Source organism: Serratia sp. TSO36, from assembly GCF_057808395.1.
The window spans coordinates 13,337-34,699 of the sequence record NZ_JBJZOU010000022.1 but is presented as its reverse complement, the minus strand read 5'-3'; the positions used below and the strand labels follow the sequence as shown (position 1 = coordinate 34,699).

30 protein-coding genes are annotated in these 21,363 nt (G+C 61.2%); 15 read left to right on the top strand and 15 right to left on the bottom strand.

Going from position 1 to position 21,363, the window contains the following annotated elements; genetic code table 11:
- Positions 1 to 109: 109 nt before the first annotated feature.
- The gene (locus tag ACK3CV_RS19720) at positions 110 to 1,054 is read left to right on the top strand and encodes an MBL fold metallo-hydrolase (RefSeq protein ID WP_033635689.1); all 945 of its coding nucleotides are present in this window, start codon (positions 110 to 112) and stop codon (positions 1,052 to 1,054) included.
- 12 nt (positions 1,055 to 1,066) lie between these two features.
- Here the strand turns inward: ACK3CV_RS19720 and ACK3CV_RS19715 are convergent, their stop codons facing one another.
- Positions 1,067 to 1,960, bottom strand: coding sequence for a LysR family transcriptional regulator (locus ACK3CV_RS19715; RefSeq protein ID WP_033635688.1), 894 nt, complete (start codon positions 1,958 to 1,960; stop codon positions 1,067 to 1,069).
- Between the two features lie 102 nt (positions 1,961 to 2,062).
- Here ACK3CV_RS19715 and ACK3CV_RS19710 point away from each other — a divergent pair, with 102 nt between their 5' ends.
- From ACK3CV_RS19710 to ACK3CV_RS19695, 4 genes are all read left to right on the top strand, one after another.
- A complete protein-coding gene (locus tag ACK3CV_RS19710) occupies positions 2,063 to 2,803 on the top strand; it encodes an SDR family oxidoreductase (RefSeq protein WP_033635687.1) in 741 nt (246 codons plus the stop codon).
- A gap of 64 nt (positions 2,804 to 2,867) precedes the next feature.
- Positions 2,868 to 3,062: a DUF1289 domain-containing protein gene (locus ACK3CV_RS19705; RefSeq protein WP_164141919.1), complete on the top strand. Its 195-nt coding sequence runs from the start codon at positions 2,868 to 2,870 to the stop codon at positions 3,060 to 3,062.
- Between the two features lie 77 nt (positions 3,063 to 3,139).
- Positions 3,140 to 3,427 (top strand): ribbon-helix-helix protein, CopG family, encoded by a 288-nt coding sequence (locus ACK3CV_RS19700; protein WP_033635685.1) that lies wholly within the window; start codon positions 3,140 to 3,142, stop codon positions 3,425 to 3,427.
- Positions 3,427 to 3,714 carry a type II toxin-antitoxin system RelE/ParE family toxin gene (locus ACK3CV_RS19695; protein ID WP_033635684.1) on the top strand — a complete coding sequence of 96 codons (288 nt, stop codon included), beginning with the start codon at positions 3,427 to 3,429 and terminating at the stop codon, positions 3,712 to 3,714. The genes ACK3CV_RS19700 and ACK3CV_RS19695 overlap by 1 nt, the downstream gene beginning before the upstream one ends.
- Before the next feature lie 43 nt (positions 3,715 to 3,757).
- On the opposite strand, the gene nrdF is transcribed toward ACK3CV_RS19695, so the two are convergent.
- From nrdF to ACK3CV_RS19670, 5 genes are all read right to left on the bottom strand, one after another.
- Entirely contained in the window at positions 3,758 to 4,729 is a 972-nt protein-coding gene (nrdF, locus tag ACK3CV_RS19690; protein WP_033635683.1) for a class 1b ribonucleoside-diphosphate reductase subunit beta, read from the bottom strand.
- Positions 4,730 to 4,737: 8 nt separating this feature from the next.
- A complete protein-coding gene (nrdE, locus tag ACK3CV_RS19685; protein ID WP_164141921.1) occupies positions 4,738 to 6,882 on the bottom strand; it encodes a class 1b ribonucleoside-diphosphate reductase subunit alpha in 2,145 nt (714 codons plus the stop codon).
- Positions 6,864 to 7,268 (bottom strand): class Ib ribonucleoside-diphosphate reductase assembly flavoprotein NrdI, encoded by a 405-nt coding sequence (nrdI, locus tag ACK3CV_RS19680; RefSeq protein WP_164141923.1) that lies wholly within the window; start codon positions 7,266 to 7,268, stop codon positions 6,864 to 6,866. Before nrdI ends, nrdE begins: the two co-directional genes overlap by 19 nt.
- A 9-nt stretch (positions 7,269 to 7,277) precedes the next feature.
- A complete protein-coding gene (gene nrdH / locus ACK3CV_RS19675) occupies positions 7,278 to 7,508 on the bottom strand; it encodes a glutaredoxin-like protein NrdH (RefSeq protein WP_033635681.1) in 231 nt (76 codons plus the stop codon).
- A 273-nt stretch (positions 7,509 to 7,781) separates the two neighbouring features.
- The gene (locus ACK3CV_RS19670; protein WP_033635679.1) at positions 7,782 to 8,213 is read right to left on the bottom strand and encodes a carboxymuconolactone decarboxylase family protein; all 432 of its coding nucleotides are present in this window, start codon (positions 8,211 to 8,213) and stop codon (positions 7,782 to 7,784) included.
- A 95-nt stretch (positions 8,214 to 8,308) separates the two neighbouring features.
- On the opposite strand from ACK3CV_RS19670, the gene pdxR reads away from it, so the two are divergent.
- Entirely contained in the window at positions 8,309 to 9,742 is a 1,434-nt protein-coding gene (gene pdxR, locus ACK3CV_RS19665; protein ID WP_164141929.1) for a MocR-like pyridoxine biosynthesis transcription factor PdxR, read from the top strand.
- Between the two features lie 61 nt (positions 9,743 to 9,803).
- Here the strand turns inward: pdxR and ACK3CV_RS19660 are convergent, their stop codons facing one another.
- The gene (locus ACK3CV_RS19660) at positions 9,804 to 10,112 is read right to left on the bottom strand and encodes an ElaB/YgaM/YqjD family protein (protein WP_004928950.1); all 309 of its coding nucleotides are present in this window, start codon (positions 10,110 to 10,112) and stop codon (positions 9,804 to 9,806) included.
- Positions 10,113 to 10,341: 229 nt separating this feature from the next.
- Here ACK3CV_RS19660 and asr point away from each other — a divergent pair, with 229 nt between their 5' ends.
- Positions 10,342 to 10,692 (top strand): acid resistance repetitive basic protein Asr, encoded by a 351-nt coding sequence (asr, locus tag ACK3CV_RS19655; protein WP_004928953.1) that lies wholly within the window; start codon positions 10,342 to 10,344, stop codon positions 10,690 to 10,692.
- Positions 10,693 to 10,887: 195 nt separating this feature from the next.
- Here asr and ACK3CV_RS19650 read toward each other — a convergent pair whose 3' ends face one another.
- Together ACK3CV_RS19650 and ACK3CV_RS19645 are read right to left on the bottom strand one after the other, a co-directional pair.
- Positions 10,888 to 11,268, bottom strand: a complete 381-nt coding sequence (locus ACK3CV_RS19650; RefSeq protein ID WP_060427123.1) for a DUF4440 domain-containing protein — start codon at positions 11,266 to 11,268, stop codon at positions 10,888 to 10,890.
- Positions 11,265 to 12,647, bottom strand: a complete 1,383-nt coding sequence (locus ACK3CV_RS19645) for an MFS transporter (protein ID WP_164141926.1) — start codon at positions 12,645 to 12,647, stop codon at positions 11,265 to 11,267. Before ACK3CV_RS19645 ends, ACK3CV_RS19650 begins: the two co-directional genes overlap by 4 nt.
- Before the next feature lie 105 nt (positions 12,648 to 12,752).
- On the opposite strand from ACK3CV_RS19645, the gene ACK3CV_RS19640 reads away from it, so the two are divergent.
- The 3 genes from ACK3CV_RS19640 to ACK3CV_RS19630 all read left to right on the top strand — a co-directional run bounded on the left by ACK3CV_RS19640 (position 12,753) and on the right by ACK3CV_RS19630 (position 15,360).
- Positions 12,753 to 13,658, top strand: a complete 906-nt coding sequence (locus tag ACK3CV_RS19640) for a LysR family transcriptional regulator (protein ID WP_033635674.1) — start codon at positions 12,753 to 12,755, stop codon at positions 13,656 to 13,658.
- A 90-nt stretch (positions 13,659 to 13,748) separates the two neighbouring features.
- Positions 13,749 to 14,930: an MFS transporter gene (locus ACK3CV_RS19635; RefSeq protein ID WP_033635673.1), complete on the top strand. Its 1,182-nt coding sequence runs from the start codon at positions 13,749 to 13,751 to the stop codon at positions 14,928 to 14,930.
- Between the two features lie 91 nt (positions 14,931 to 15,021).
- On the top strand, positions 15,022 to 15,360 hold the full coding sequence (locus ACK3CV_RS19630; protein WP_016929830.1) for a DUF2002 family protein: 339 nt from the start codon (positions 15,022 to 15,024) through the stop codon (positions 15,358 to 15,360).
- A gap of 25 nt (positions 15,361 to 15,385) precedes the next feature.
- Here ACK3CV_RS19630 and ACK3CV_RS19625 read toward each other — a convergent pair whose 3' ends face one another.
- Complete coding sequence (locus tag ACK3CV_RS19625; RefSeq protein WP_025303978.1) at positions 15,386 to 15,832, bottom strand: DUF1198 family protein; 447 nt, start codon at positions 15,830 to 15,832, stop codon at positions 15,386 to 15,388.
- Positions 15,833 to 15,899: 67 nt separating this feature from the next.
- Positions 15,900 to 16,235, bottom strand: a complete 336-nt coding sequence (locus tag ACK3CV_RS19620; protein WP_033635672.1) for an MbeD/MobD family mobilization/exclusion family protein — start codon at positions 16,233 to 16,235, stop codon at positions 15,900 to 15,902.
- A gap of 184 nt (positions 16,236 to 16,419) precedes the next feature.
- On the opposite strand from ACK3CV_RS19620, the gene smrA reads away from it, so the two are divergent.
- Positions 16,420 to 16,992: a DNA endonuclease SmrA gene (gene smrA / locus ACK3CV_RS19615; RefSeq protein WP_164037874.1), complete on the top strand. Its 573-nt coding sequence runs from the start codon at positions 16,420 to 16,422 to the stop codon at positions 16,990 to 16,992.
- Positions 16,993 to 17,042: 50 nt separating this feature from the next.
- On the opposite strand, the gene ACK3CV_RS19610 is transcribed toward smrA, so the two are convergent.
- Positions 17,043 to 17,456 (bottom strand): DoxX family protein, encoded by a 414-nt coding sequence (locus ACK3CV_RS19610; protein ID WP_033635670.1) that lies wholly within the window; start codon positions 17,454 to 17,456, stop codon positions 17,043 to 17,045.
- A 192-nt stretch (positions 17,457 to 17,648) separates the two neighbouring features.
- Between ACK3CV_RS19610 and ACK3CV_RS19605 the strand changes: the two genes are divergently transcribed.
- Positions 17,649 to 17,879, top strand: coding sequence for a (4Fe-4S)-binding protein (locus ACK3CV_RS19605; RefSeq protein WP_086580351.1), 231 nt, complete (start codon positions 17,649 to 17,651; stop codon positions 17,877 to 17,879).
- A 1-nt stretch (position 17,880) separates the two neighbouring features.
- On the top strand, positions 17,881 to 18,159 hold the full coding sequence (locus tag ACK3CV_RS19600; RefSeq protein WP_049194974.1) for a GNAT family N-acetyltransferase: 279 nt from the start codon (positions 17,881 to 17,883) through the stop codon (positions 18,157 to 18,159).
- 32 nt (positions 18,160 to 18,191) lie between these two features.
- Here ACK3CV_RS19600 and ACK3CV_RS19595 read toward each other — a convergent pair whose 3' ends face one another.
- Positions 18,192 to 18,374 carry a YodC family protein gene (locus ACK3CV_RS19595; RefSeq protein ID WP_025303973.1) on the bottom strand — a complete coding sequence of 61 codons (183 nt, stop codon included), beginning with the start codon at positions 18,372 to 18,374 and terminating at the stop codon, positions 18,192 to 18,194.
- A gap of 120 nt (positions 18,375 to 18,494) precedes the next feature.
- On the opposite strand from ACK3CV_RS19595, the gene ACK3CV_RS19590 reads away from it, so the two are divergent.
- On the top strand, positions 18,495 to 19,010 hold the full coding sequence (locus ACK3CV_RS19590) for a DUF1543 domain-containing protein (protein ID WP_049194973.1): 516 nt from the start codon (positions 18,495 to 18,497) through the stop codon (positions 19,008 to 19,010).
- On the opposite strand, the gene ACK3CV_RS19585 is transcribed toward ACK3CV_RS19590, so the two are convergent.
- Positions 19,005 to 19,931: a LysR substrate-binding domain-containing protein gene (locus ACK3CV_RS19585; protein ID WP_164037877.1), complete on the bottom strand. Its 927-nt coding sequence runs from the start codon at positions 19,929 to 19,931 to the stop codon at positions 19,005 to 19,007. The genes ACK3CV_RS19590 and ACK3CV_RS19585 overlap by 6 nt on opposite strands.
- An 85-nt stretch (positions 19,932 to 20,016) precedes the next feature.
- On the opposite strand from ACK3CV_RS19585, the gene ACK3CV_RS19580 reads away from it, so the two are divergent.
- On the top strand, positions 20,017 to 20,514 hold the full coding sequence (locus tag ACK3CV_RS19580) for a GNAT family N-acetyltransferase (protein ID WP_060431265.1): 498 nt from the start codon (positions 20,017 to 20,019) through the stop codon (positions 20,512 to 20,514).
- A gap of 62 nt (positions 20,515 to 20,576) precedes the next feature.
- Here ACK3CV_RS19580 and ACK3CV_RS19575 read toward each other — a convergent pair whose 3' ends face one another.
- Positions 20,577 to 21,311 (bottom strand): class I SAM-dependent methyltransferase, encoded by a 735-nt coding sequence (locus tag ACK3CV_RS19575; RefSeq protein WP_164037880.1) that lies wholly within the window; start codon positions 21,309 to 21,311, stop codon positions 20,577 to 20,579.
- Between the last annotated feature and the right edge of the window lie 52 nt (positions 21,312 to 21,363).

Here is a 21,363-nt window from a genome sequence, read left to right as displayed (position 1 = left end):
TTCATAATAAATATATTATTTATATATTTATTAAAGGCATTTATTAAACAGGCGCATCGGGATTTTTGCGTCAATACTTAGCGCTGTTCAATTCTCGCAAGGAGTCATCATGTTCTGGAAACGTTGTCTGCTGGGCGCGGCGCTGGCCGTTATGTCATTACAGGCCGGCGCCGCCGCGCCGCAGGCCAAAACCCCGACGCCGGGAGTTTACCGCATCATGCTGGGCAGTTTTGAAGTGACCGCGTTGTCCGACGGCGTCATTCGCCTGCCGGCGGACAAACTGCTGCTCAACACCACGCCGCAGCAGATCGCCGCCGGGTTGGCCGAGCGGCATCAAAGCCTGCCGGTGGTCACCTCGGTCAATGCCTATCTGATCAATACCGGCGACAAGCTGGTGATGATCGACAGCGGCGCCGGCCAGCTGCTGGGCGACGGCCTGGGCAAGCTGGTGGATAATCTGCGCGCGGCGGGCTATCAGCCTGAGCAGGTGGATGAGATCTACCTGACCCATATGCACCCGGATCACCTCGGCGGCCTGACGCACGACGGCAAGGCGGTATACCCCAATGCGGTGGTGCGCGCCGCCAGCCAGGATGCGGACTTCTGGCTGAGCGCCGAGCGGTTGAAACAGGCCAAGGCGCAGAACAAAGGCAATTTCGAAAAGGCCATGGCGGCGATCAAGCCTTACCAGGCGGCGGGGCACTTTAAGCCGTTCAACGGCGACGGCGAGCTTTCACCGGGCATCGCCGCCTTTGCCGCTCACGGCCATACGCCGGGCCACAGTGTCTATCAGGTGACCAGCCAGGGCAAAAAGCTGCTGTTGCTGGGGGATCTGATCCACGTGGCGGCGGTGCAGATGCCGCATCCGAAGGTGGCTATCAGCTTTGACAGCGACGCCAAGGCGGCGGTCGCTCAGCGGCTGCGGGTGTTCAGCGACAGCGCGCGGCAGAGCGAGCTGGTGGGCGGCGCGCACCTGTCGTTCCCAGGGTTGGGCTACCTGAACCGCCAGGGTGAAGGGTACGGCTGGGTGCCGCTGAATTACGGCGCGCTGTAACGCACTCGGTCGCTACCGGTTCCGCTCGGCGAACACCCGGCTGAACCAATCGAGAAACACGCGCACCCGCGGCGACAGCTGGCGGTTGCGCGGATAAAGCAGCGAGACCGGCATCGGTGGAGAAGGCCAATCCGGCAGCAGCGGCAACAGGCTGCCGTCGGCCAGATCGCCGCGCAGGTGATAGCGCGGCACCTGAATGATGCCCAACCCGGCGCGGGCGGCGGCGACCAGGCTTTCCGCCGCGCTGACCGACACCGCCGCCGGCAGCGTGATGGGCTGCGTTTGCCCCGCCACCGTGAACGCCAGCGGCATCAGCACGCCGGTCGCCGAAGAACGAAAGCCCACCATGCGGTGATGGCGCAGATCGTCCAGGCTTTGCGGCGTGCCGAAACGCTGCAGGTAGGCCGGGGCCGCGCAGGTCACCTCTTCCAGCTCGCCCAGGCGGCGCGCCACCATGTCGCTGTCCCGCAGTTTGCCGACGCGCACTACGCAGTCGATGCCCTCCCGCAGCGCGTCAACCAGCCGATCGCCTTCGCTCATATAGAGCTCGATATCCGGGTACTGCGCCAAAAAATCAGGCAAATCGGGCATCAGAAAGTGGCGCGCCAGCGTGCCGTGCACCTCGATGCGCAGCAGCCCGCGCGGTTTGGCGCCGGCGAACGCCATCTCCGCCTCTTCGATATCCGCCAGAATGCTCAGACAGCGCTGATAGTAGGCTTCGCCGTCCAGCGTCGGGCTGACGTGGCGGGTGGTGCGCTGCAGCAGCCTGACCTGCAGCCGGGCTTCGAGCTGTTTGATGGCGTCGGTCACGGTGGAGCGCGGCAGGTTCAGATCCTGCGCCGCCTGGGTAAAGCTGCGTTGTTCCACCACGCGGGTGAACAGGCGCATGGCGTCGATTCTGTCCATGATTGTTCGTTTATTTCGGATAGTGATAACGAATAATAGGGGATTATTCGACACGGCGAAAGGTGCATGATGACAGTACATTAACCCGATAAGGAGATATCCATGAATCACGCTACTCAACGCGTCGCTATCGTCACCGGCGCATCGCGCGGCATCGGCGCCGCCATCGCCGAGCGTCTGGCCGCCGACGGCTTTACCGTCATCATTAACTATTCAGGCAACCCGGCGCCGGCCGATGAGCTGGTGCGCAAGATAGAACAGCGCGGCGGCCGCGCCTTGAGCGTCAAAGCCGACGTCAGCGATGCATCTGCGGTCGCCCGCCTGTTCGACAGCGCCGAACAGGCGTTTGGCGGCGTAGACGTGCTGGTCAATAACGCCGGGGTGATCGCGCTGGCGCCGGTGGCGGACATGCGCGATGAAGACGCGGATCGCCTGCTCGACATCAATCTGAAAGGCAGCTTCAATGCGATGCGCGAGGCGGCGAAGCGCCTGCGCGACAACGGCCGTATCATCAACTTCTCCTCCAGCGTGGTGGGGCTGCTGCAGCCGGGGTACGGCATGTATGCCGCCAGCAAGGCGGCGATCGAGGCGCTGACCAGCGTGCTGGCGAAAGAGCTGCGCGGCCGCAATATCACGGTAAACGCCGTCGCGCCGGGGCCGACCGCCACCGGCTTGTTCCTCGACGGCAAAACGCCGGAGCTTATCGATCGGCTGGCGAAGATGGCGCCGCTGGAGCGGCTGGGCACGCCGGAAGATATCGCCGCGGCGGTGGCCTTCCTGGCCGGCGCCGACGGCGGCTGGATCAACGGCCAAACCCTGCGCGCCAACGGCGGCATCATCTGATTGACGACGCGCCGCCGCAGGATCGGGTATCCTGTGGCGGCACACATCACATCAAGGGCGGTTTATGGCGGGCGACAATCAGCAATCCCAGCACGGCGTAAGATCGCCCTGCGTCAGCCTGTGCCACATCGACGACGAAACCCAGCAGTGCCGGGGATGCCGGCGCACGCGGGCGGAGATCGCCGCCTGGCCGACCGCCGGCGACGCGGAGAAACGCGCTATTTGGCGGCGGCTTGAGCTGCGTCAGTGGGCGAAATAATCCCCAGCCTTATTGCGCTGCCAGATTTCATGTAGCACAATTGAGCTACATGTGATTGACCGACGTTGGGAGCGATTATGTCGACGACGACCATCCGTATTCCAGATGAGCTTAAAGCCCGCGTCACCGCCGTCGCCGAGCAGGCTGGCGTGACGACTCACAGCTTTATTTTGCAGGCCATAGCGGAGAAAACGCAGCAAGAAGAGTTGCGCCGCGACTTTGAGAATGAAGCGGAAAAACGCTATGCCAAGATAATTGCGACGGGAGAGACGGTCTCTTGGAAAGAGATGCGCGGTTATTTGGAAAATTACGCAGCGGGTAACACTGACGCGGTTAAACCTCCGGTTAAAAAATTGGGGCGCTGATGGCAAACGTCGAGTTGGCGCCAGAGGTCAGGGATGATATCGAACGTATTCTCGCTCATTTGGCTCAGTATGGCGCTGCGGATTCAGGGCGGCGCATTCAGGAAATCATCCAGGCGATTGCGGTATTGGAACATAATCCATTGATCGGACGAGCCCTTGGCGCAGGGCTGCGTGAATTGATTATTGGGCAGCAAGCTCGTGGTTATTTGGCGCTCTACAAATATATCCCTGATATCGATACGGCGTTTGTTCTGGCGATCCGTAGTCAGAAAGAACAAGGGTATTGAATGCACGATACCGGCCTGAAAGACCGGTATCGTTGTCATGCTCTCAGAAATCCCAATCCTCATCTTCGGTGTTGACCGCCTTGCCGATGACGTAAGACGAACCGGAGCCGGAGAAGAAGTCGTGGTTTTCATCGGCGTTCGGCGACAATGCCGACAGGATCGCCGGGTTGACCTCCGCCATCGCCGGCGGGAACAGCGCCTCATACCCGAGGTTCATCAGCGCTTTGTTGGCGTTGTAGTGCAGGAAGGTTTTCACGTCTTCCGTCCAGCCGACGCCGTCGTACAGCTCCTCGGTGTAGCGCACCTCGTTGTCGTACAGATCCTGCAGCAGATCGAAGGCGAAGTTTTTCACCTGCCGGCGCCGTGCGGCGTCCACTTTCTCTAGCCCTTTCTGAAACTTATAGCCGATGTAGTAGCCGTGCACCGCCTCGTCGCGAATGATCAGGCGGATCAGATCGGCGGTGTTGGTCAGCTTGGCGCGGCTCGACCAGTACATCGGCAGGTAAAAGCCCGAATAGAACAGGAACGACTCGAGGAACACGCTGGCAACCTTCTTCAGCAGCGGATCGTCGCTGCGATAGTGCGCCAGAATGATGCCGGCCTTCTTCTGCAGCGCACGGTTTTCCTCGCTCCAGCGGTAGGCGTCATCCACGTCCGGCGTTTGGCACAGGGTGGAGAAGATTGAGCTGTACGAGCGGGCGTGCACCGCCTCCATAAAGCTGATGTTGGAGTACACCGCCTCTTCGTGCGGCGTCAGCGCATCGGCGATCAGGGCCGGCGCGCCGACGGTGTTCTGGATGGTGTCCAGCAGCGTCAGCCCGGTGAACACCCGAATGGTCAGCTGCTGCTCCTTCGGCGTCAGCGTGGCCCAGGAGGGGATATCGTTGGACAGCGGCACCTTCTCCGGCAGCCAGAAGTTGGAGGTCAGGCGGTTCCACACCTCCAGATCCTTGTCGTCTTCGATGATGTTCCAGTTGATGGCGCGCACCAGCGGCGCCGATGTTACGGTCGTCATAAGTTGCCTCACAGCGCGCAGGACACGCAGCCCTGCACCTCGGTGCCTTCCAGCGCCATCTGGCGCAGGCGGATGTAGTAAATGGTCTTGATGCCTTTGCGCCAGGCGTAGATCTGCGCGCGGTTGATATCGCGGGTGGTGGCGGTATCGCGGAAGAACAGCGTCAGCGACAGCCCCTGATCGACGTGTTGCGTGGCGGCGGCGTAGGTATCGATGATCTTTTCCGGGCCAATCTCATAGGCATCCTGGTAATACGCCAGGTTGTCGTTGGTCATGTAGGGCGCCGGGTAGTAAACGCGGCCGATCTTGCCTTCCTTGCGGATCTCGATGCGCGAAACGATCGGGTGGATGCTGGAGGTGGCGTTGTTGATGTACGAGATGGAACCGGTCGGCGGCACCGCCTGCAGGTTCTGGTTGTACAGCCCGTGCAGCATCACCGACTGGCGCAGCGCGCGCCACTCGTCGCGGCACGGAATGGCGATGCCGGCGGCGGCGAACAGCTCGCGCACCCGCTCGGTCTGCGGCAGCCAGTCGCGCTCGGTGTACTTATCGAAGTACTCGCCGCTGGCATAGCGGGAATGCTCAAAGCCGTCGAAGGCGCCGCCGCGCTCGATCGCCAGCCGGTTAGAGGCGCGGATGGCGTGATAGGCCACGGTATAGAAATAGAGGTTGGTGAAGTCGATGCCTTCTTCCGAGCCGTAGAAGATGCGCTCGCGCGCCAGGTAACCGTGCAGGTTCATCTGGCCCAGACCGATGGCGCGGGCGCTGCGGTTGCCTTCGGCGATCGACGGCACCGAGCGGATGTCGCTCATGTCGGCCACCGCGGTCAGCGCGCGGATCGCGGTCTCGATCGCCTTGCCGAAGTCGGGCGCGTCCATGGTTTTGGCGATGTTCAGCGAGCCGAGGTTGCAGGAGATGTCCTTGCCGATGCGATCGTAGCTCAGATCCTCGTGATACGTGCTGGCGCGGTTGACCTGCAGGATCTCCGAACACAGGTTGCTCATGTTGATGCGCCCGGCGATCGGGTTCTCCCGGTTGACCGTGTCCTCAAACATCACATAGGGGTAGCCGGATTCGAACTGGATCTCCGCCAGCACCTGGAAGAACTCGCGCGCGTTGATGCGCGACTTGCGGATGCGCTTGTCGTCCACCATCTCGCGGTACTTCTCGCTGACGGCAATCTCTGAAAACGGCACGCCATACACCCGTTCGACGTCGTAGGGCGAAAACAGGTACATCTCTTCGTTGTTCTTCGCCAGCTCGAAGGTGATATCCGGGATCACCACCCCCAGCGACAGCGTTTTGATGCGGATCTTCTCGTCGGCGTTTTCCCGTTTGGTGTCGAGAAAACGCAGGATGTCCGGATGGTGGGCGTTGAGGTATACCGCGCCGGCCCCCTGGCGCGCGCCGAGCTGGTTGGCGTAGGAGAAGGCGTCTTCGAGCATTTTCATGATCGGAATGACGCCGGAGGACTGGTTCTCGATGCGCTTGATCGGCGCGCCCACCTCGCGAATATTGCTCAGCAGGAAGGCCACGCCGCCGCCGCGTTTCGACAGCTGCAGTGCGGAGTTCACCGCCCGGCCGATCGATTCCATATTGTCTTCGATGCGCAGCAGGAAGCAGGAGACCAGCTCGCCGCGCTGGCGTTTGCCGCAGTTGAGGAAGGTCGGGGTGGCCGGCTGGAAGCGGCCGGAAATCATCTCCTCCACCAAATCCTGCGCCAGCCCGGTGTCGCCCGCCGCCAGCGTCAACGCCACCATGCACACCCGATCTTCGTAGCGCTCCAGATAGCGTTTGCCGTCGAAGGTTTTGAGCGTATAGCTGGTGTAGTACTTGAAGGCGCCGAGGAAGGTCTCGAAGCGGAATTTTTTGGCGTAGGCCTGCTGGAACAGCTGCTTGATAAACGGGAATTCGTACTGCGCCAGCACCTGCGGCTCGTAGTAGCCTTCCTCCACCAGATAGCGCAGCTTTTCCTCCAGGTTGTGGAAGAACACGGTGTTTTGGTTGACGTGCTGCAGGAAGTAGTGCCGCGCCGCCAGCCGATCTTTATCGAACTGGATCCGGCCTTCCGCATCGTAAAGATTGAGCATCGCGTTGAGCGAATGGTAATCCAGCGCGCCCGTTTCGGGCCTGGTCAGTTCTGTCGTTGCCAAAATGCGGTTACTCCCTGTCTAACGTTTTCAACGTCTTGCGTAGTGCCGAGCAGCTCAAAGCGGTATAAAAAAGGCACCTGGCATTTTTTGGCGATGATGTCGCCGGCGATGCCGTACGCCGCGCCGAAGTTGGTGTTCCCGGCGGCAATGACGCCGCGCAGGTATGAACGGTTTTGCGGAATGTTGAGAAAGCGGATCACCTGGATCGGCACCGCGCCGACGGCGCTACCGCCGCCATAGCTGGGCACGATCAAGATATAGGGTTGTTCCATCAGCAATTTGCTGCGGGCGCCGGCGATCGGAATGCGGATCGCCGGCAGGCCCAGTTTCTCAACGAACCGATGGGTGTTCTCCGAGCTGCTGGAGAAATAAACCAGCGGATTCATCGGCGGGCCTCAGCAGGTGAGCGCCAGCGCGCCGATCTTGTCCGGCCGGAATCCGGACCAGTGATCGTCTCCGGCGATAATTACCGGAACTTGCTGATAACCTAAGGATTTAACGTGGTTCAGCGCCTGCTGATCCTGGGTGAGATCGACCACCTGATAATCAATCCCCTGTTTATCAAATGCGCGATAGGTGGCGTTGCACTGGACACAGTCCGGCTTACTGTAAATAATAATGCTCATGATTCGCATTTACCTTTAGACTGAAGGAAAGGCGGACAAGTCAGATAACGGAGCATTGTTCCTGGCGTTTCTGACGGCGTTATCAACCGAACGACATTCCCTGCGGCTGACCTATAAAATACTATATGTTGATATTTATTTTATCAACCACGCCATATATGGTGTTTTGTAAGGATGAAGGCGCAGACCGCGCCGGGGCTGGAAAAGGCGAGGGAAAAAATTTTTGCGGGTGAGAAATTCCCCCTCTCAGTGCAGAGGGGGGAAGAGAACGCATTACTGGCGCATGCTGACCGCCAGCCGGTTGAAGGCGTTCATGATGCTGATGGCGAAGGTCAGATCGGCGATCTCGGCATCGCTGAAGTGCGCCTTCAGCACCTCGAAAGCGCTGTCCGGCGCGCCGGTGGCGGCGATCAGCGTCACCGACTCGGCCCATTCCAGCGCGGCGCGCTCGCGCTCGCTGAATTCATGGCTGACGCGCCAGCCCGCCAGCGTATCCAGCTTGGCATGGCTGAAACCGCTTTCGCGCAGCGCTTTGCCGTGCATATCCAGGCAGTAGGCGCAGCCGTTGATCTGCGAAACGCGCATAAACATCAACTCGATGGTCGCCTTGTCCAGGGCGCCTTTCTCCAGCGCCATCAGCGCGCTTACCATATTTTTGTACGGGGCGGGCGCCAATTCGGCATAGTTCAAACGTTGCTTAATCATGGTCAACCTCAATCGGTAGTAACGAAATCATGGCGCTACTTTAGCGGCCTTATGGTCTATGCTATAGGGCCATAAAATGATTATTTAACCGGGCCATAATGCCATCTTTCCTGACTTCGCTGCGGCTGGACAGCCGGCTCGCCGAACCGCTGTACCGGCAGATTTACCTGCGGATTAAAGACGCCATTACCCAGGGCAGCCTGGCGGCGGGCAGCCGGTTGCCCTCAGTGCGCGGGTTGGCGAGCGATCTGGGCGTGGCGCGCGCCACGGTGGAAAGCGCCTACGCGCAACTTATCGCCGAAGGTTTTTTGCAGAGTCGCGGGCAGGCGGGCACCTATGTCACGCCGCAGCTGCCGCACATGCCGCCGGGCGCGGTATCCGCTGCGCCACCGCTGGCGGCGATAGCGCCGGATCCGCTGCAGCCGCAGGGCATGCTGCAGCCTTTCCAACTGGGCGTGCCGGCGCTGGATGCGTTTCCGCGGGCGCTGTGGCAGCGCATTGTCGCCCGCCGGCTGCGCGCTTCCACGGTGGCTTCCCTGGCGCTGCCGCCGGCCGGCGGCCTGCCTGAGCTGCGTGAGGCGATCGCCCATTATCTCCATTTATCGCGCGGCATCAGCTGCCGGCCGGAGCAGGTTTTCCTCTGCGCCGGTTATCCGGCGTTGTTGGATTGGGTGGTGGAGACGCTGTTGCACGCCGGCGACGCGGTATGGATAGAAGATCCCGGCTATCCGGTTACGCGCCCGCTGCTGCGGGCCGCCGGCGTCAGGCCGCTCGCCGTGCCGGTGGATGAACAAGGCATGGACGTGGCCGCCGGTATGCTGACGGCGCCTGAGGCGCGGCTGGCGGTGGTGACGCCGACCCATCAAAGCCCGCTCGGCGTCTCGCTCAGCCTGGCGCGGCGCATGGCGCTGCTCGACTGGGCGCAGCAGCGCGGGGCCTGGATCCTGGAAGATGACTACGACAGCGAGTTTCGCTATCACGGGCGGCCACTGCCGCCGCTGAAGAGCCTCGACGTTCAGGGGCGGGTGCTGTACGCCGGCACCTTCAGCAAAACGCTGTTCCCGGCGCTGCGCATGGCTTATCTGGTGGTGCCCGTCGGTCTGACGGAGACATTCGCGCGCAGCAGTCGGCTGCGTGGCTGCGGTTGCCCGCCGCTGCTGCAGGCCGGCGTGGCGGATTTTATCCGGCAAGGGCATTTCTACCGCCACCTGAAACGCATGCGGCCGCTGTACCGCCAGCGGCGCGAGTGGCTGACGCAGGCGCTGGAGCGGCAGCTGGGGGCGTGGCTGAGGGTGGTGCCGCAGCAGGGTGGCATTCAGCTGTTGGCCCGGCTGCGCGACGGCTTGGCGGATGCGCCATTAGCGGTGCAAGCCTGGCAACTGGGGTTGGCGGCGCAGGCGTTGTCGGACTGGCGAATCGATCATCCGGCGGGGCAGGGGTTACTGCTGGGGTTCGCCAATTTCACTCGGCAAGAGGAGACGGAGCGGGCGGTGCAGGGGCTGGCGCAGCTGTTCAAACGCCTAAATTAAACGGCCCGCGATTTCCGCGGGCCAGACGCACATCTGTTTTATCTTTATGACTGCAGGGGTGTTAACGCCGGGCCAGCAGCACGCCGAGCACGATGCCGACGGCGGCACCGATCCCTACGCCCTGCCAAGGTTTGTCACGCACATAGCTATCGGCTTGATCAACCGCATCGCGCGCATGCTGTGTCAGACTGGTGGAGCCATTGAACCGCGCTCGCGCGTCGCGCAGCACGCCTTTCGCCTTGCTGTGCAGCTCTTTCAGTTCCTCTTTGGTCTTGTCACCGGACTCGCGCAACACTTCATCCAGCGTATCGGCCAACAGAGTGACGTCCTGATCGATATCGCGTTCTGTTCTTTCCGCTTTCTTAAACATTCAGCTCTCCATTTCGACACATGTCTCTTAAGTGTAGACCATGGCGCGATTTGCGTGGCCGATCACGGAAAAAAACCGCCGTCACGCAGGTGTTTGCCGGCGCCTGGGCTTTGTACATTTGGTTACTCGGCGAAACCAATCACTCACGGAAACGGCAGTTTGATTCCACTAGTATCTGTTTCAACGGCTCCACCGGAGCTTACCGAAACAACACTCTGAGGATGTAAAGATGAAAAAAGTATTAGCGCTGATCGTTGCTGCCACTATGGGTCTGTCTTCTGTTGCTTTCGCTGCTGATACTGCAGCTACTGCTCCAGCTACCACCACCGCGCCAGCTGCGACCACCACTACCGCTGCGCCAGCGGCTGCTGCTGAAAAAGCGCCGGCTAAAGCAACGCACCACAAGAAAGCTAAGCACCACAAAAAAGCGCCAGCCCAGAAAGCTCAGGCCGCTAAAAAGCACCACAAAAAAGCGCCGGCTCAGAAAGCCCAGGCAGCTAAAAAACACCACAAAAAAGCGCCAGTGCAGAAAGCTCAGGCCGCTAAAAAACACCACAAAAAAGCCGGTAAAAAAGCTTAATTAAGTGATGTTTGCGGAACCGAAAGGTTCCGCACTCTCCAGCCCGTACTCCAGACACCCGGTTATCCCGGGTGTTTTCTTTTGAGGCGACGAACGATGATCAATCGCTATCTGTTTGAAGTCATTTTCAGCGCGGTAACCCTGTGCGGAGCGATCGTCGGCTGGGAACTGTTTTTGGCCGGCAGCTTCCTGTGATCATTGTGCCGCGGCGGTTTCGTGCAAATGCCGCCAGCCGAGCGCGTTGGGCTGACGTTCAAAGACCACCGTGGAATAGCGCAGCGTGGCGCTTTGCCCCGGCAGGCTCTGCTTTTCCCGGTAGCTGACTACCGCGCCCGTCGGCCATTCGGCCACCAGCTTCATCTCTTCTATCACGATTTCCAATCCCGGTTTGGCGGCGCGATGCGCGCGGAAAAAGGCGCACAGCGCGGTGAAATCCAGCGGAGCGCCGTTCAGCGCGATCATGCTGAAATCCGGCGTAAAGCGCGCCAGCAGCGCCTGCTCTTCTCCAGCCCCTTTGCCCAACCAGCGTTCAATGGCGATGTGGGCGTCGATCACTTCGGTAAAATACGGGTTCATAAAGTATCCTGTTGAGCGTTGAGTTGGCGCACGATGGCGCGGTTGGCGAGGCGCAGGCACAGCAGCAGCGGGATAAATACGCTGGCGCCCGCCAGAATGAAGCAGGTTCGGTAGGCCGCCGCGGGCGGCAACACGGTCAGCAGCAGATTCAGCAGCAGGCTGAGCAGCGCCACGCCGAGGCAAAAACTGAGCTGGCGGTTGATGTTCCACAGCGCGCTGGCGTCCGCCAATTGGCCGTCGGGGATCTGCAGGAACGCGCTGCTCTGCGCGGTGCTGCTGCACAGGCTGCCGCCAAACCCCATCAGGGCGAAGGCGGCGATCTGCCACGCGTGCTGCCCGGCCTGGTCGATCTGCGCCAGCGTCAGCATGCCGGCGCCTTGCAACAGGCAGCCGGCGATCAGCAGCGGCCGCGGGCCGAGGCGGTTAAAGGTTTTGCCGGTCAGCGTGATGGCCAGGAACGACGCCAGCGCCCAGGGCAGCATCAGGCCGCCGACCTGGGCGGCGGGCATCCCCAGCTGGTTTTGCAGATACAGCATCGCCACCAGGCTGACGCCGATGAACAGGCCGGGAATGCACAAATAAATCGCCATGGCGTTGCGCAGCAGCGGATCGCCGACCAGCCGCAGGTTCAGCAACGGTTGCGGGGTGCGCAGGCTATGGCGCAGATAATACGCCAGCACCAGCAGGCCGGCGGCCAGCAGCACCGCACCGGAAACCTGATGGCCGGCCTCGCTCAGCCGGGTCAGGCCGAGCAGCAGCAGCGTCAGCGCCGCGCAGGCGCTCAGCAACCCTTTGCCGTCGAGCGGTTTGCGCGCCGTCGCCGACGTTTCCGCGTGCAGCCACAGCGCCGCCAGCGCCAGGGCCAGGGCCGCCAGCGGCAGGTTGGCGAAAAACACCCAGCGCCAGTCCAGCCGATCGACGAGCCAGCCGCCCAGCGCCGGTGACAGCGCCGGCGCCAGCAGCCCAACTAACATGATGGCCGCCGACAGCCCGGCGCGTTCATGGCTGCGGTACAGCTGATAGGTCAGCGTTTGGCCGATGGGGATCAGCAAGCCGCCGCCCATACCCTGCAGGGTGCGCCAGCCGATCAGCGCGCCGATGCTGTCGGCGTTGCCGGCGCCGAAGGTGGCCAGCATGAACAACGCCAGCGACAGCAGGAACACCCGCCGCCCACCGATGCGCTGCGCCAGCCAGGCGCTGAGCGGGATCACCAGCGTCAGGCCGAGAATATAGCCGTTGCTGACCCACGCCAGTTGGCTGACCGATGCCCGCATCGCCTGGCCGATGGCGGGGTAGGCGACGTTGGCGATAAACATATTGATCAGATCGACGAAAAAGCCGAGCAGATAGACGATTGCCACTTTGCTGCGATAAGACATGGTGCCTCCGGTTGAAGGCGAGCAGTGTATCGGGGGGAAAAGTGCGGATAAATCGGCGGCGGGCGATTACACTGTCAAAATGATTTTGACAATAAGGGCGGCGAAATGCTGAATTTGCAGCGCCTGGCGATCTTCGCGGCGGTAGTGGAAGCGGGCAGCTTTACCGCGGCGGCGGCGGCGCTGGGGCAAACCAAGGCGGTGGTGAGCTTTAACGTCAAGCAGCTGGAGAACGAGCTGGGGGTGTCACTGCTGGCGCGTAGCACCCGGCGGCTGTCGCTGACCGACGCCGGCGAACGCTTTTACCAGCGCAGCCTGCAGCTGCTGCAGGAGGCGGAAAACGTGCTGGACGACGTGCGCCGCGATCACCACGGGCTGAGCGGCGTGCTGCGTATCACCAGCACCCCGGAGTACGGCGCGCAGGTGGTGGTGCCGGCGCTGGCGGCGTTTTCGCGGCAGCATCCGCGGCTGCGCATCCAGCATGTCTCTTCTTCTTATCATGCCGATCTGATCTCGGAGCGCTTTGACGTGGCGATCCGCCTGGGCCAGCTGGCGGATTCCAGCCACCGCGCGGCGCTGATCGACAGTTTCGCCATTTTTCCGGTGGCGGCGCCGGGTTACCTGGCCGAGCGACCGATTCATTCGCTGACCGAGCTGGCGCAGGCGCAGTGGATCGCCCACAGCCGGCTTAGTTCGCCGCTCAGCTGGCAGGTGGTCACGCCGCAGCGCGAAGCGGTGCTGTTCAAGGTGGCGGACGCTGCGACGCTCACCGGCGACAGCGCCGCGGCATTGCTGGCATTCGCCCTGCATGGCGCCGGGGTGGCGCTGCTGCCGGCGTGGCTGGCGCAGCCCGAAATCGACGCCGGCCGGCTGCAGCGGTTGCTGCCGGATCACCGTTTCCCCGAGCAGAGCATCTACGCGCTCTACCCGAATACCCGCCACGTGCCGGAAAAGGTGCGGGCGTTTATCGATTTTCTGCGCGCGCGGGTGGCGGCAAAATCGTTAGCGAAATAATAATTCGTTATAACTCTCTCATTTATCATCAGATCCCATCGGGGTATGCTGGCAATCTCTGTCTACCCCGTCCGATGCGAGCCACCTTCGATGACCGCAGAAAATAACCTCCAGCTGAACCGACGCATTCTGTCCGTGGTGATGTTCACCTTCGTCTGCTACCTGACCATCGGCCTGCCGCTGGCGGTGTTGCCGGGATTTGTGCATGACCACCTGGGTTACAATTCGGTGCTGGCGGGCCTCATCATCAGCGCGCAGTACTTCGCCACGCTGTTCAGCCGCCCGCACGCCGGGCGCTATGCCGATCAGCTGGGGCCGAAAAAGGTGGTGTTGTTCGGCCTGGCGTGCTGCGGCGCCAGCGGCCTGTTTTACGCGCTGGCGTTCGGCGTTGACGGTTACCCGTGGCTCAGCCTGCTGTTGCTGTGCGTGGGGCGGGTGTTTCTCGGCGTCGGCGAAAGCTTCGCCAGCACCGGTTCCACGCTGTGGGGTATCGGCCGGGTCGGAGCGATGCACACCGCGCGGGTGATTTCCTGGAACGGCGTCGCCACCTACGGGGCGATGGCGGCCGGGGCGCCGCTCGGCGTGTACTTGAATCAGCAGTGGGGATTGGCCGGGGTGGCGGCGCTGATCGTGCTGGCGGTCGCGGTGGCGCTGCTGTTGGCGAGCGGCAAGCCGGACGTTTCGATCGCCGCCGGGCAGCGCATCGCTTTCCGCGCGGTGTTCGGGCGCATCTGGGCCTATGGCCTCGGGCTGGCGATGGGCACCGTCGGCTTCGGCGTGATCGCCACGTTCATCACCCTTTACTACGCCGACAAAGGTTGGAGCGGCGCGGCGTTTTCGCTGACGCTGTTCAGCTGCGCCTTCGTCGGCATCCGCCTGATCTTCAGCAACGTCATCAACCGCCACGGCGGTCTGAAGGTGACGCTGGCGTCGTTTCTGGTCGAGATCGTCGGGCTGTTGTTGATCTGGCAGGCCGGCGAACCCTGGATGGTGCAAACCGGCGCGTTGCTGGCCGGCGCCGGTTTCTCGCTGGTGTTCCCGGCGCTGGGCGTCGAGGCGGTGAAACAGGTGCCGCCGCAGAACCAGGGCACGGCGCTCGGCACCTATTCGGCATTCCTCGATCTGGCGCTGGGCATTACCGGGCCGCTGGCCGGGCTGCTGATTGGGCAAGCGGGCGTGCCGTCGATCTATCTGGCGGCGGCGCTGCTGGTGGCGCTCGGGGTGCTGCTCACCCTGCGTCTGCTGCAGCGCAGCCGAGCCATTCAGGAATAGTCTGAAACCCGGATTCCTCCCCAGAAAATCATTGTTTCGGTGAATGATTACGGTAAGGTCGCTCAGCGGTCCAGAATGAGAGGAGGAATCGATGTATTTACGGCCGGATGAAGTGGCTAAAGTGTTGGAGAATACCGGCTTTGAGCGTGATTATGTCACCGACCAGGCCTATGGCTACCGCAAGGGTACACACTACGTGTATGTGAATCGCGAAGCGCGGATGGGCAGAACCGCATTGGTGATCCACCCGGCGCTGAAAGAGAGAAGCGTGCATTTCGCCACGCCGACCTCTCCGGTGCGCACCAGCGAGCAGTATCTGGAGTTTCCCCTGGATTTAAGCAGCGACGCCCCGAACCAGCGTTACGGCATCGCACACGGCTTCAGCTCGCGCGAAGCGCTGTCGCGCTACCTCTACAGCATGTTCCTGTAATCGGTCCCCCGCCCGGGGGACGCGATCAGCCGTGGGCCAACGCTTCGCGGTTGAAACGCTCATTGTAGGCGCGGCGGAACTGCGCCAGTTCAAACGCATCGATATCCAGCTCGGCGAAGTAAAACAGCGCCGCTTCGGTGTGCTCGGCGTGCAGCTCCGGCGATAGCCCGGCGCGCAGCAGCACGTCGCGCCACAGGGCAATCTGTTCGTCGTCCGCCTGTTTGATGAACGTCAGGTAGATGAACAGCAGATAAGCCGCCTGGTGCATTTCTTCGGTGTAGCCGTTGTTCAGCATGCGGATAAAGGTCTGGCTTTGGCGGCCGCCCATTTCCTGGATCATCGATTCGATCAGCATCGGTTTGACCCTCAGCAGATGGGCCAGCGAATCGATGGCTTTGCGGGTGTCGGACGTCAGGATGCGGTAACCGATGATAAATACGACGATCAGGGCGGCGAGGATGATCCAGGTCATTTAGGCTTTATTACACTCTCAATACGCCAGAAGAGGGGCGGGAGGCGCTGTGCGACAGCGCCCGCTATCAATGCTGTTCGCCGCTGAAATTACCGACCGCGCCCTGTTGGCGCAGGTGGTGATTGAAGGTGGCCGCGTCTTTGGCCAGCGCATCCAGATGGGCGCCGAGCATTTTGATCTGCTTCACCAGCGCATGCTGCTCCGGCACCGAACTGGCGGTGCTCAGTTTGCGCGCCAGTTGTTCATTCTGCGCCCGCAGCGCGGCTTCGCGCTGTTTGGCTTCTTCCAGCAGTTGCTGCAGCGCCTGGTAGCTCTGCTGCCATTCGCGGTGTTGCCGTTCGAAGCTGCTCTGCAACTCATTCATCGCATTTTGAAACTGGATTTCCAGCTCGCGCATTGTCATGGGCTCGATCCTTTGCGGCACTCAATGATGGCTTAGCAGTATAGCGAAAACTGTTCGCAAGCTCACCCGTTGACGACAAATGAGACAAATGCCGCTGACAATTCCCGGCTTGCAACCGTGGCAAGGCGTCTTACAATCGACCCCATTCCCGGCCGTAAAGGCTGCCGTTCAAGAGAGGTGGAAGATGAGCGAGCAGGAAAAAGACTTTTTTGAACAGGCGATGGCGGACGTGGTGCCGCTGGCGAGCGGGCGGCAGACGCTGTACCTCAAGCCGCAGGAGACGCTGGACAAAAGCGCGCGGCGCGAAGCGCAGCGGCTGCGGCAGGAAAACTTCCTCAGCACCGATTTCCTCGAGGTGATCCCCTGTGAACAGCCGCTGGAGTTCAAAGGGGAAGGCATTCAGCAGGGCGTGCTGGACAAGCTGCGCCACGGGCGTTACCCGCCGCAGGCGTCGCTGAACCTGTTGCGTCAGTCGGTCGAAGCCAGCCGGCAGGCGCTGTTTCGCTTCATCTTGCAGGCGGAGGCGCAAAACCTGCGTTCGCTGCTGATCGTGCACGGCCGCGGGCGGCAGAACGAAAGCCATCCGAATATCGTGCGCAGTTACGTCGCCAAATGGCTGGCGCAGTTTGAACAGGTGCAGGCGTTTTGCCGCGCCTTACCGCGCGACGGCGGCGAGGGTGCCTGCTACGTCACGCTGCGTAAATCGGCGCAGGCCAGGGCGGAAAACTTTGAGCGCCACGCCAAGCGCAGCCGTTGAAAGGATAGCGGAAATAAAATGGCCGGCGAGAGTCGCCGGCCATCGATGAATTATTTATTAAATATTTTATAGTCCAGCGAATAACGGCCGGCGCCGGTCACCGCCAGCAACAGCAAGCCGCCAATGATGCTGATGTTTTTAAAGAAGTTGATTTCGTTGCCCATCATTTCCATGCCGGTCATTTTCCAGAACGGATGGCCGATAAACGCGGTGCCCAAAACATACAGGGCGAAAATGACTGCGATAGGGCGAGTAAACAGACCGAGAATAAGCGCGATGCCGAAAATAAACTCCACCAGCACGGCAACGATCGCCGCCAAATAAGGCATCGGTGTGCCATAGCCTTCCATCGCCGTGACGGTCGCACCGAAGTTGACCAATTTCATCCAGCCGAAAATGATAAACAGAATCATCAGTAATATGCGGGACAGCAGAATGACGCCGTCTTTTGAGCTATCACCCATTTCGAACTCCTTAGCCACTGTCGGAATTATGTTGTCTTACTGAATAAAGATTAGAACAATTTACGTTTTTTTCTAGCGGTGACGGGCGGTTGCGCCACTTTTTTCGGTGTGCGAGACGCGTGGTGAAGCCGGCGGCATTGCCTATACTTGAACCCGGAGCAAAAACAATAAAACAGGCAATGTGAGGCCAAGATGGACGAGGAATTGACCGCCGCCGGTTACCGCTGTTATTCCGGTGATAAGATTGACGTTTATTTTAACCGTGCAGTTTGCCGCCATTCCGCCAACTGCGTGCGTGGCAATGCGGCTATTTTTACCTTGAACCGCCGCCCGTGGATTATGCCGGACAATGCCGAGCCGGCCGAAGTGAAACGCGTCATCGACACCTGCCCCAGCGGCGCACTGAAATATAGGGAGAAATAATATGGATCATAAAATACTGGCAGACGAGAAGCGTTTTTATATCAATGATGAACAAGGCAAGCTGATCGCCGAGATCTCTTTCGTGCCGAGCGGCGACAGGCTGACCATTATCGATCACACCTGGGTGGATGAGTCATTGAAGGGGCAGGGCGTCGGTAAAAAGCTGGTGGCGTTGGTGGTGGAGAAAATGCGCGCGGAGCAGCGTAAAATCATTCCGCTGTGCCCGTTCGCCAAACACGAGTTCGATACCACGCCGGCCTATCAGGACATTCGCGCCTGACGCGATAACGGGGCGCGGCGCGCCCCGAGCGTTCAGCAGACGCCGAAATCGCCGTCTTCGTGGTACAGCGCCACGTCGCTGGCCTGCACCTCCGTGCGCTGCTCTTTGCCCAGTTCATTCCAGCTGCAAACCAGGGTTTCGCCGTCGATCGCCACCACGGTCATCTTTGGGCCGCCGGTGGTGCGTTGAACAAAATCACCGATATTGAATGCCATGCGTTCCTCCACAACAGATTAAACCTCACCTATTGATAACACAGAATGGCGCCGCCGTTGGCACGAGTTTCGTTATGTATTATTTTATATAGCGATTATCACCAAGGAGAGCAGACTAACATGCCGGGATTATTGATGTTTTATGTGGGCGGTACGGCGCCGGGCGCCAATATTGAGCTGCACGACGTGCAGTTCGCGGCGGCGGACCGGCCGGAAGAGGTGTATCCGCTGCTGCGTGAAAAGTGGTTCGGCGATAAGCGCAAGGTGCATGTCGACGGCTATGCGCGTATCGACTGGGCGGACGGTTACGACGTGAGCCTGGAGCCTGCGCCGTTCGCTGGTGAAGAGAAGCTGTTTTTCGTCAACGTGGGCGGCTACCGCAGCGATGAACTGGCGGAATTGCACCAGTTCGGCCTGTTTGTGGCGCGCTCTGCCGACGAGGCGAAGGACAAAGCCAAACGGGCGCTGCTGACGGACAGCGCGCAGCAGCACAAGGATGACCTGGCCGAGGTGGACGACTGCCTGCTGCTGCAGGCGCTACAGGGCTACCACGTGCATCTGCGGGCCAACCCGCACGGCAAACCGGCCCGGCCGCTGTGGCAGGGGTATCTGCCGATCGGCGAACCCGCGCTATAACGCCGCCAGCGCCTGCAGCTGTTGCTGCAACCAGCGGCAGGCCTCCGGCCGGCCGTTCTTGCGGTGCAGGTAGATTTTGATCTGATACGGTGGCACCGGAAACGGCAGGGGGTGGATAGCCAGTGCCGCCGCCCGCCGCAATTTTTGCGCGGCGTAGCGCGGCATGCTCATCACCAGTTCGCTGTCGGCGACGATGAACGGCGCTCCCAGCAGCGAAGGCGTGCGGATGGCGATATCGCGCTGCAGCCCCAGTTTATCGAGCTGGTAGTCAATGACGCCGCGCTGTTCGTTCCACGGCGTCACCACCAGATGGCGCGCCCGCAGATAGTTTTCCAGCGTAAGCTCGCCGTATTTTGCGCTGAAGGCGGGCGAACAAATCGCCACATACTCATCCTCCAGCCAGCTCACTTCGTCGATCTCCGGGTAGCTTTCGCCGTCGGTTTCGGTAAAGCCCAGCGCGAAGTCGATGCGCCCCGCCAGCAGATCGTTCAGCGCCACTTTGCGCTCGGAATAGCGCAGCTGGAACGACAGCCCCGGCGCCAGGCGCTGCATCTGCGCCATCAGCGCGGGAAATACCGCGAAGGCGGTGTAATCGGTAATGGCGAAGGTGAAGCTCTCCCGGCTTTCGGCGGGAACGAAGCGCGGGCGCGGATGCAGCCCTTTGGCCAGCAGCGCCAGACTTTCGCTGACGGTTGGGGCCAGGCTGTCGGCATATACCGTCGGGTGCATGTCGTTGCCGACCCGGTAAAACAGCTCGTCCGCCAGCGCCTTGCGCAGCCGGATCAGCGCGTGGCTCAGCGCCGACGCGCTGAGAGCCAGCTCCGCCGCGGCGCGCGTTACAGACCGCAGCCGATACACCGCTTCGAACACCAGCAGCAGATTGAGATCGAGGCGTTTCAAATCCAGATGCATGATATTCATTACCTGTTGATGAAAATGCAGTTCATACAGTATTTGAGGCGCGATATGCTGGCAAGCACAGCCATCAACACACTCAGGATTTGCCATGACCATTGAGATTTACCCGGCGCAAAAAAGCGACGCCAAACTGATTCTGGATATGATTATCGAGCTGGCGGTGTACGAAAAGGCGCGCGAGCAGGTGCTGGCCGGCGTGGAAGATATCGAACGCAGCCTGTTTGGGCCGGGCGCCTGTTCCGAAGCGCTGATTTGTACGGTGAACGGCGAGCCGGCGGGTTATGCGGTGTTCTTTATGAGTTACTCCACCTGGCTGGGTAAGAACGGCATCTATCTGGAAGACCTGTACGTGGCGCCGAAGCATCGCGGCGCGGGCGCCGGTAAAAAGCTGCTGCGGCACATCGCCCAGCTGGCGTGCGAACGGCAGTGCGGCCGCCTGGAGTGGAGCGTGCTGGACTGGAACCAACCGGCCATCGATTTCTACCTCAGCATCGGCGCGCAGCCGCAGGGCGAGTGGGTGCGCTATCGTATGGAAGGCGAGGCGCTGACGCACTTCGCGGCGCACGGGGCGGCGCTGCCGGCATGATAGCCGTTGGGGGGAGGCGGCCTCCCCAACTGTGGTGATGTGAACGGTTTACTGCGGATCAATCAGGCGGGTTTGCGGGCGGCGAGAATGAAGATCATCGGGCGCTCCTGCTCTTCGTCCAGTGCCGGATTAGCGGCAATTTGCTGCGCGCTGGGGCCCCATTCGTTCAAATGCTGGATGATAAAGCCTTGCTGCGCCAGCAGGTTGATATAGCCGCCGAGCGTGCGGTGCTGCTTGATGACACCTTCCGCCAGCCAGTTGGAAACGCGCTGGCCTTCTCGCTGGTAGCCGTTCACCGGCCAGGATTTCTGTCCGTTGCCGTCGGTCAGCCAGCCCTGCTGCGCCGGGGCGGTGTAGATCGGGTGCTCGGCGGTGAAGATGAATTGCCCGCCGAGTTTCAGCGCGGCGTAAACCGTGGCGAACAGCGCGGGCAAATCCTCGAGGTAGTGCAGCGTCAACGAGCTGTAGACCAGATCGTAACTTTCCGGCGGCAGCTGCAGCTGCGCCAAATCCTGCCGACGATACGCGATGCCCGCGTCGGCGGTCATCTCCCGCGCTTTGGCCAGCATTTTTTCCGAGACGTCCAGCCCCAGCACGCTGGCTGCGCCCTGTTCGCGCGCGCTGCGGCAGAACCAGCCGTAGCCGCAGCCGAGATCGACCACGCTTTTGCCCTGCAAATCCGGCAGGATGCGGCGGATGGCGGGCCATTCCGGCGCGCCGTCCAGGCCGTGCTGCGAGCGGCTGAGCTGCGCATAGCCGTCGAAGAAGGCCTGATTGTCATAGATGTTTTGCGTCATGATGACTCCTTAGTGAATGACGGCGGCGGAATGCCGCTGCCATACCGTGCAT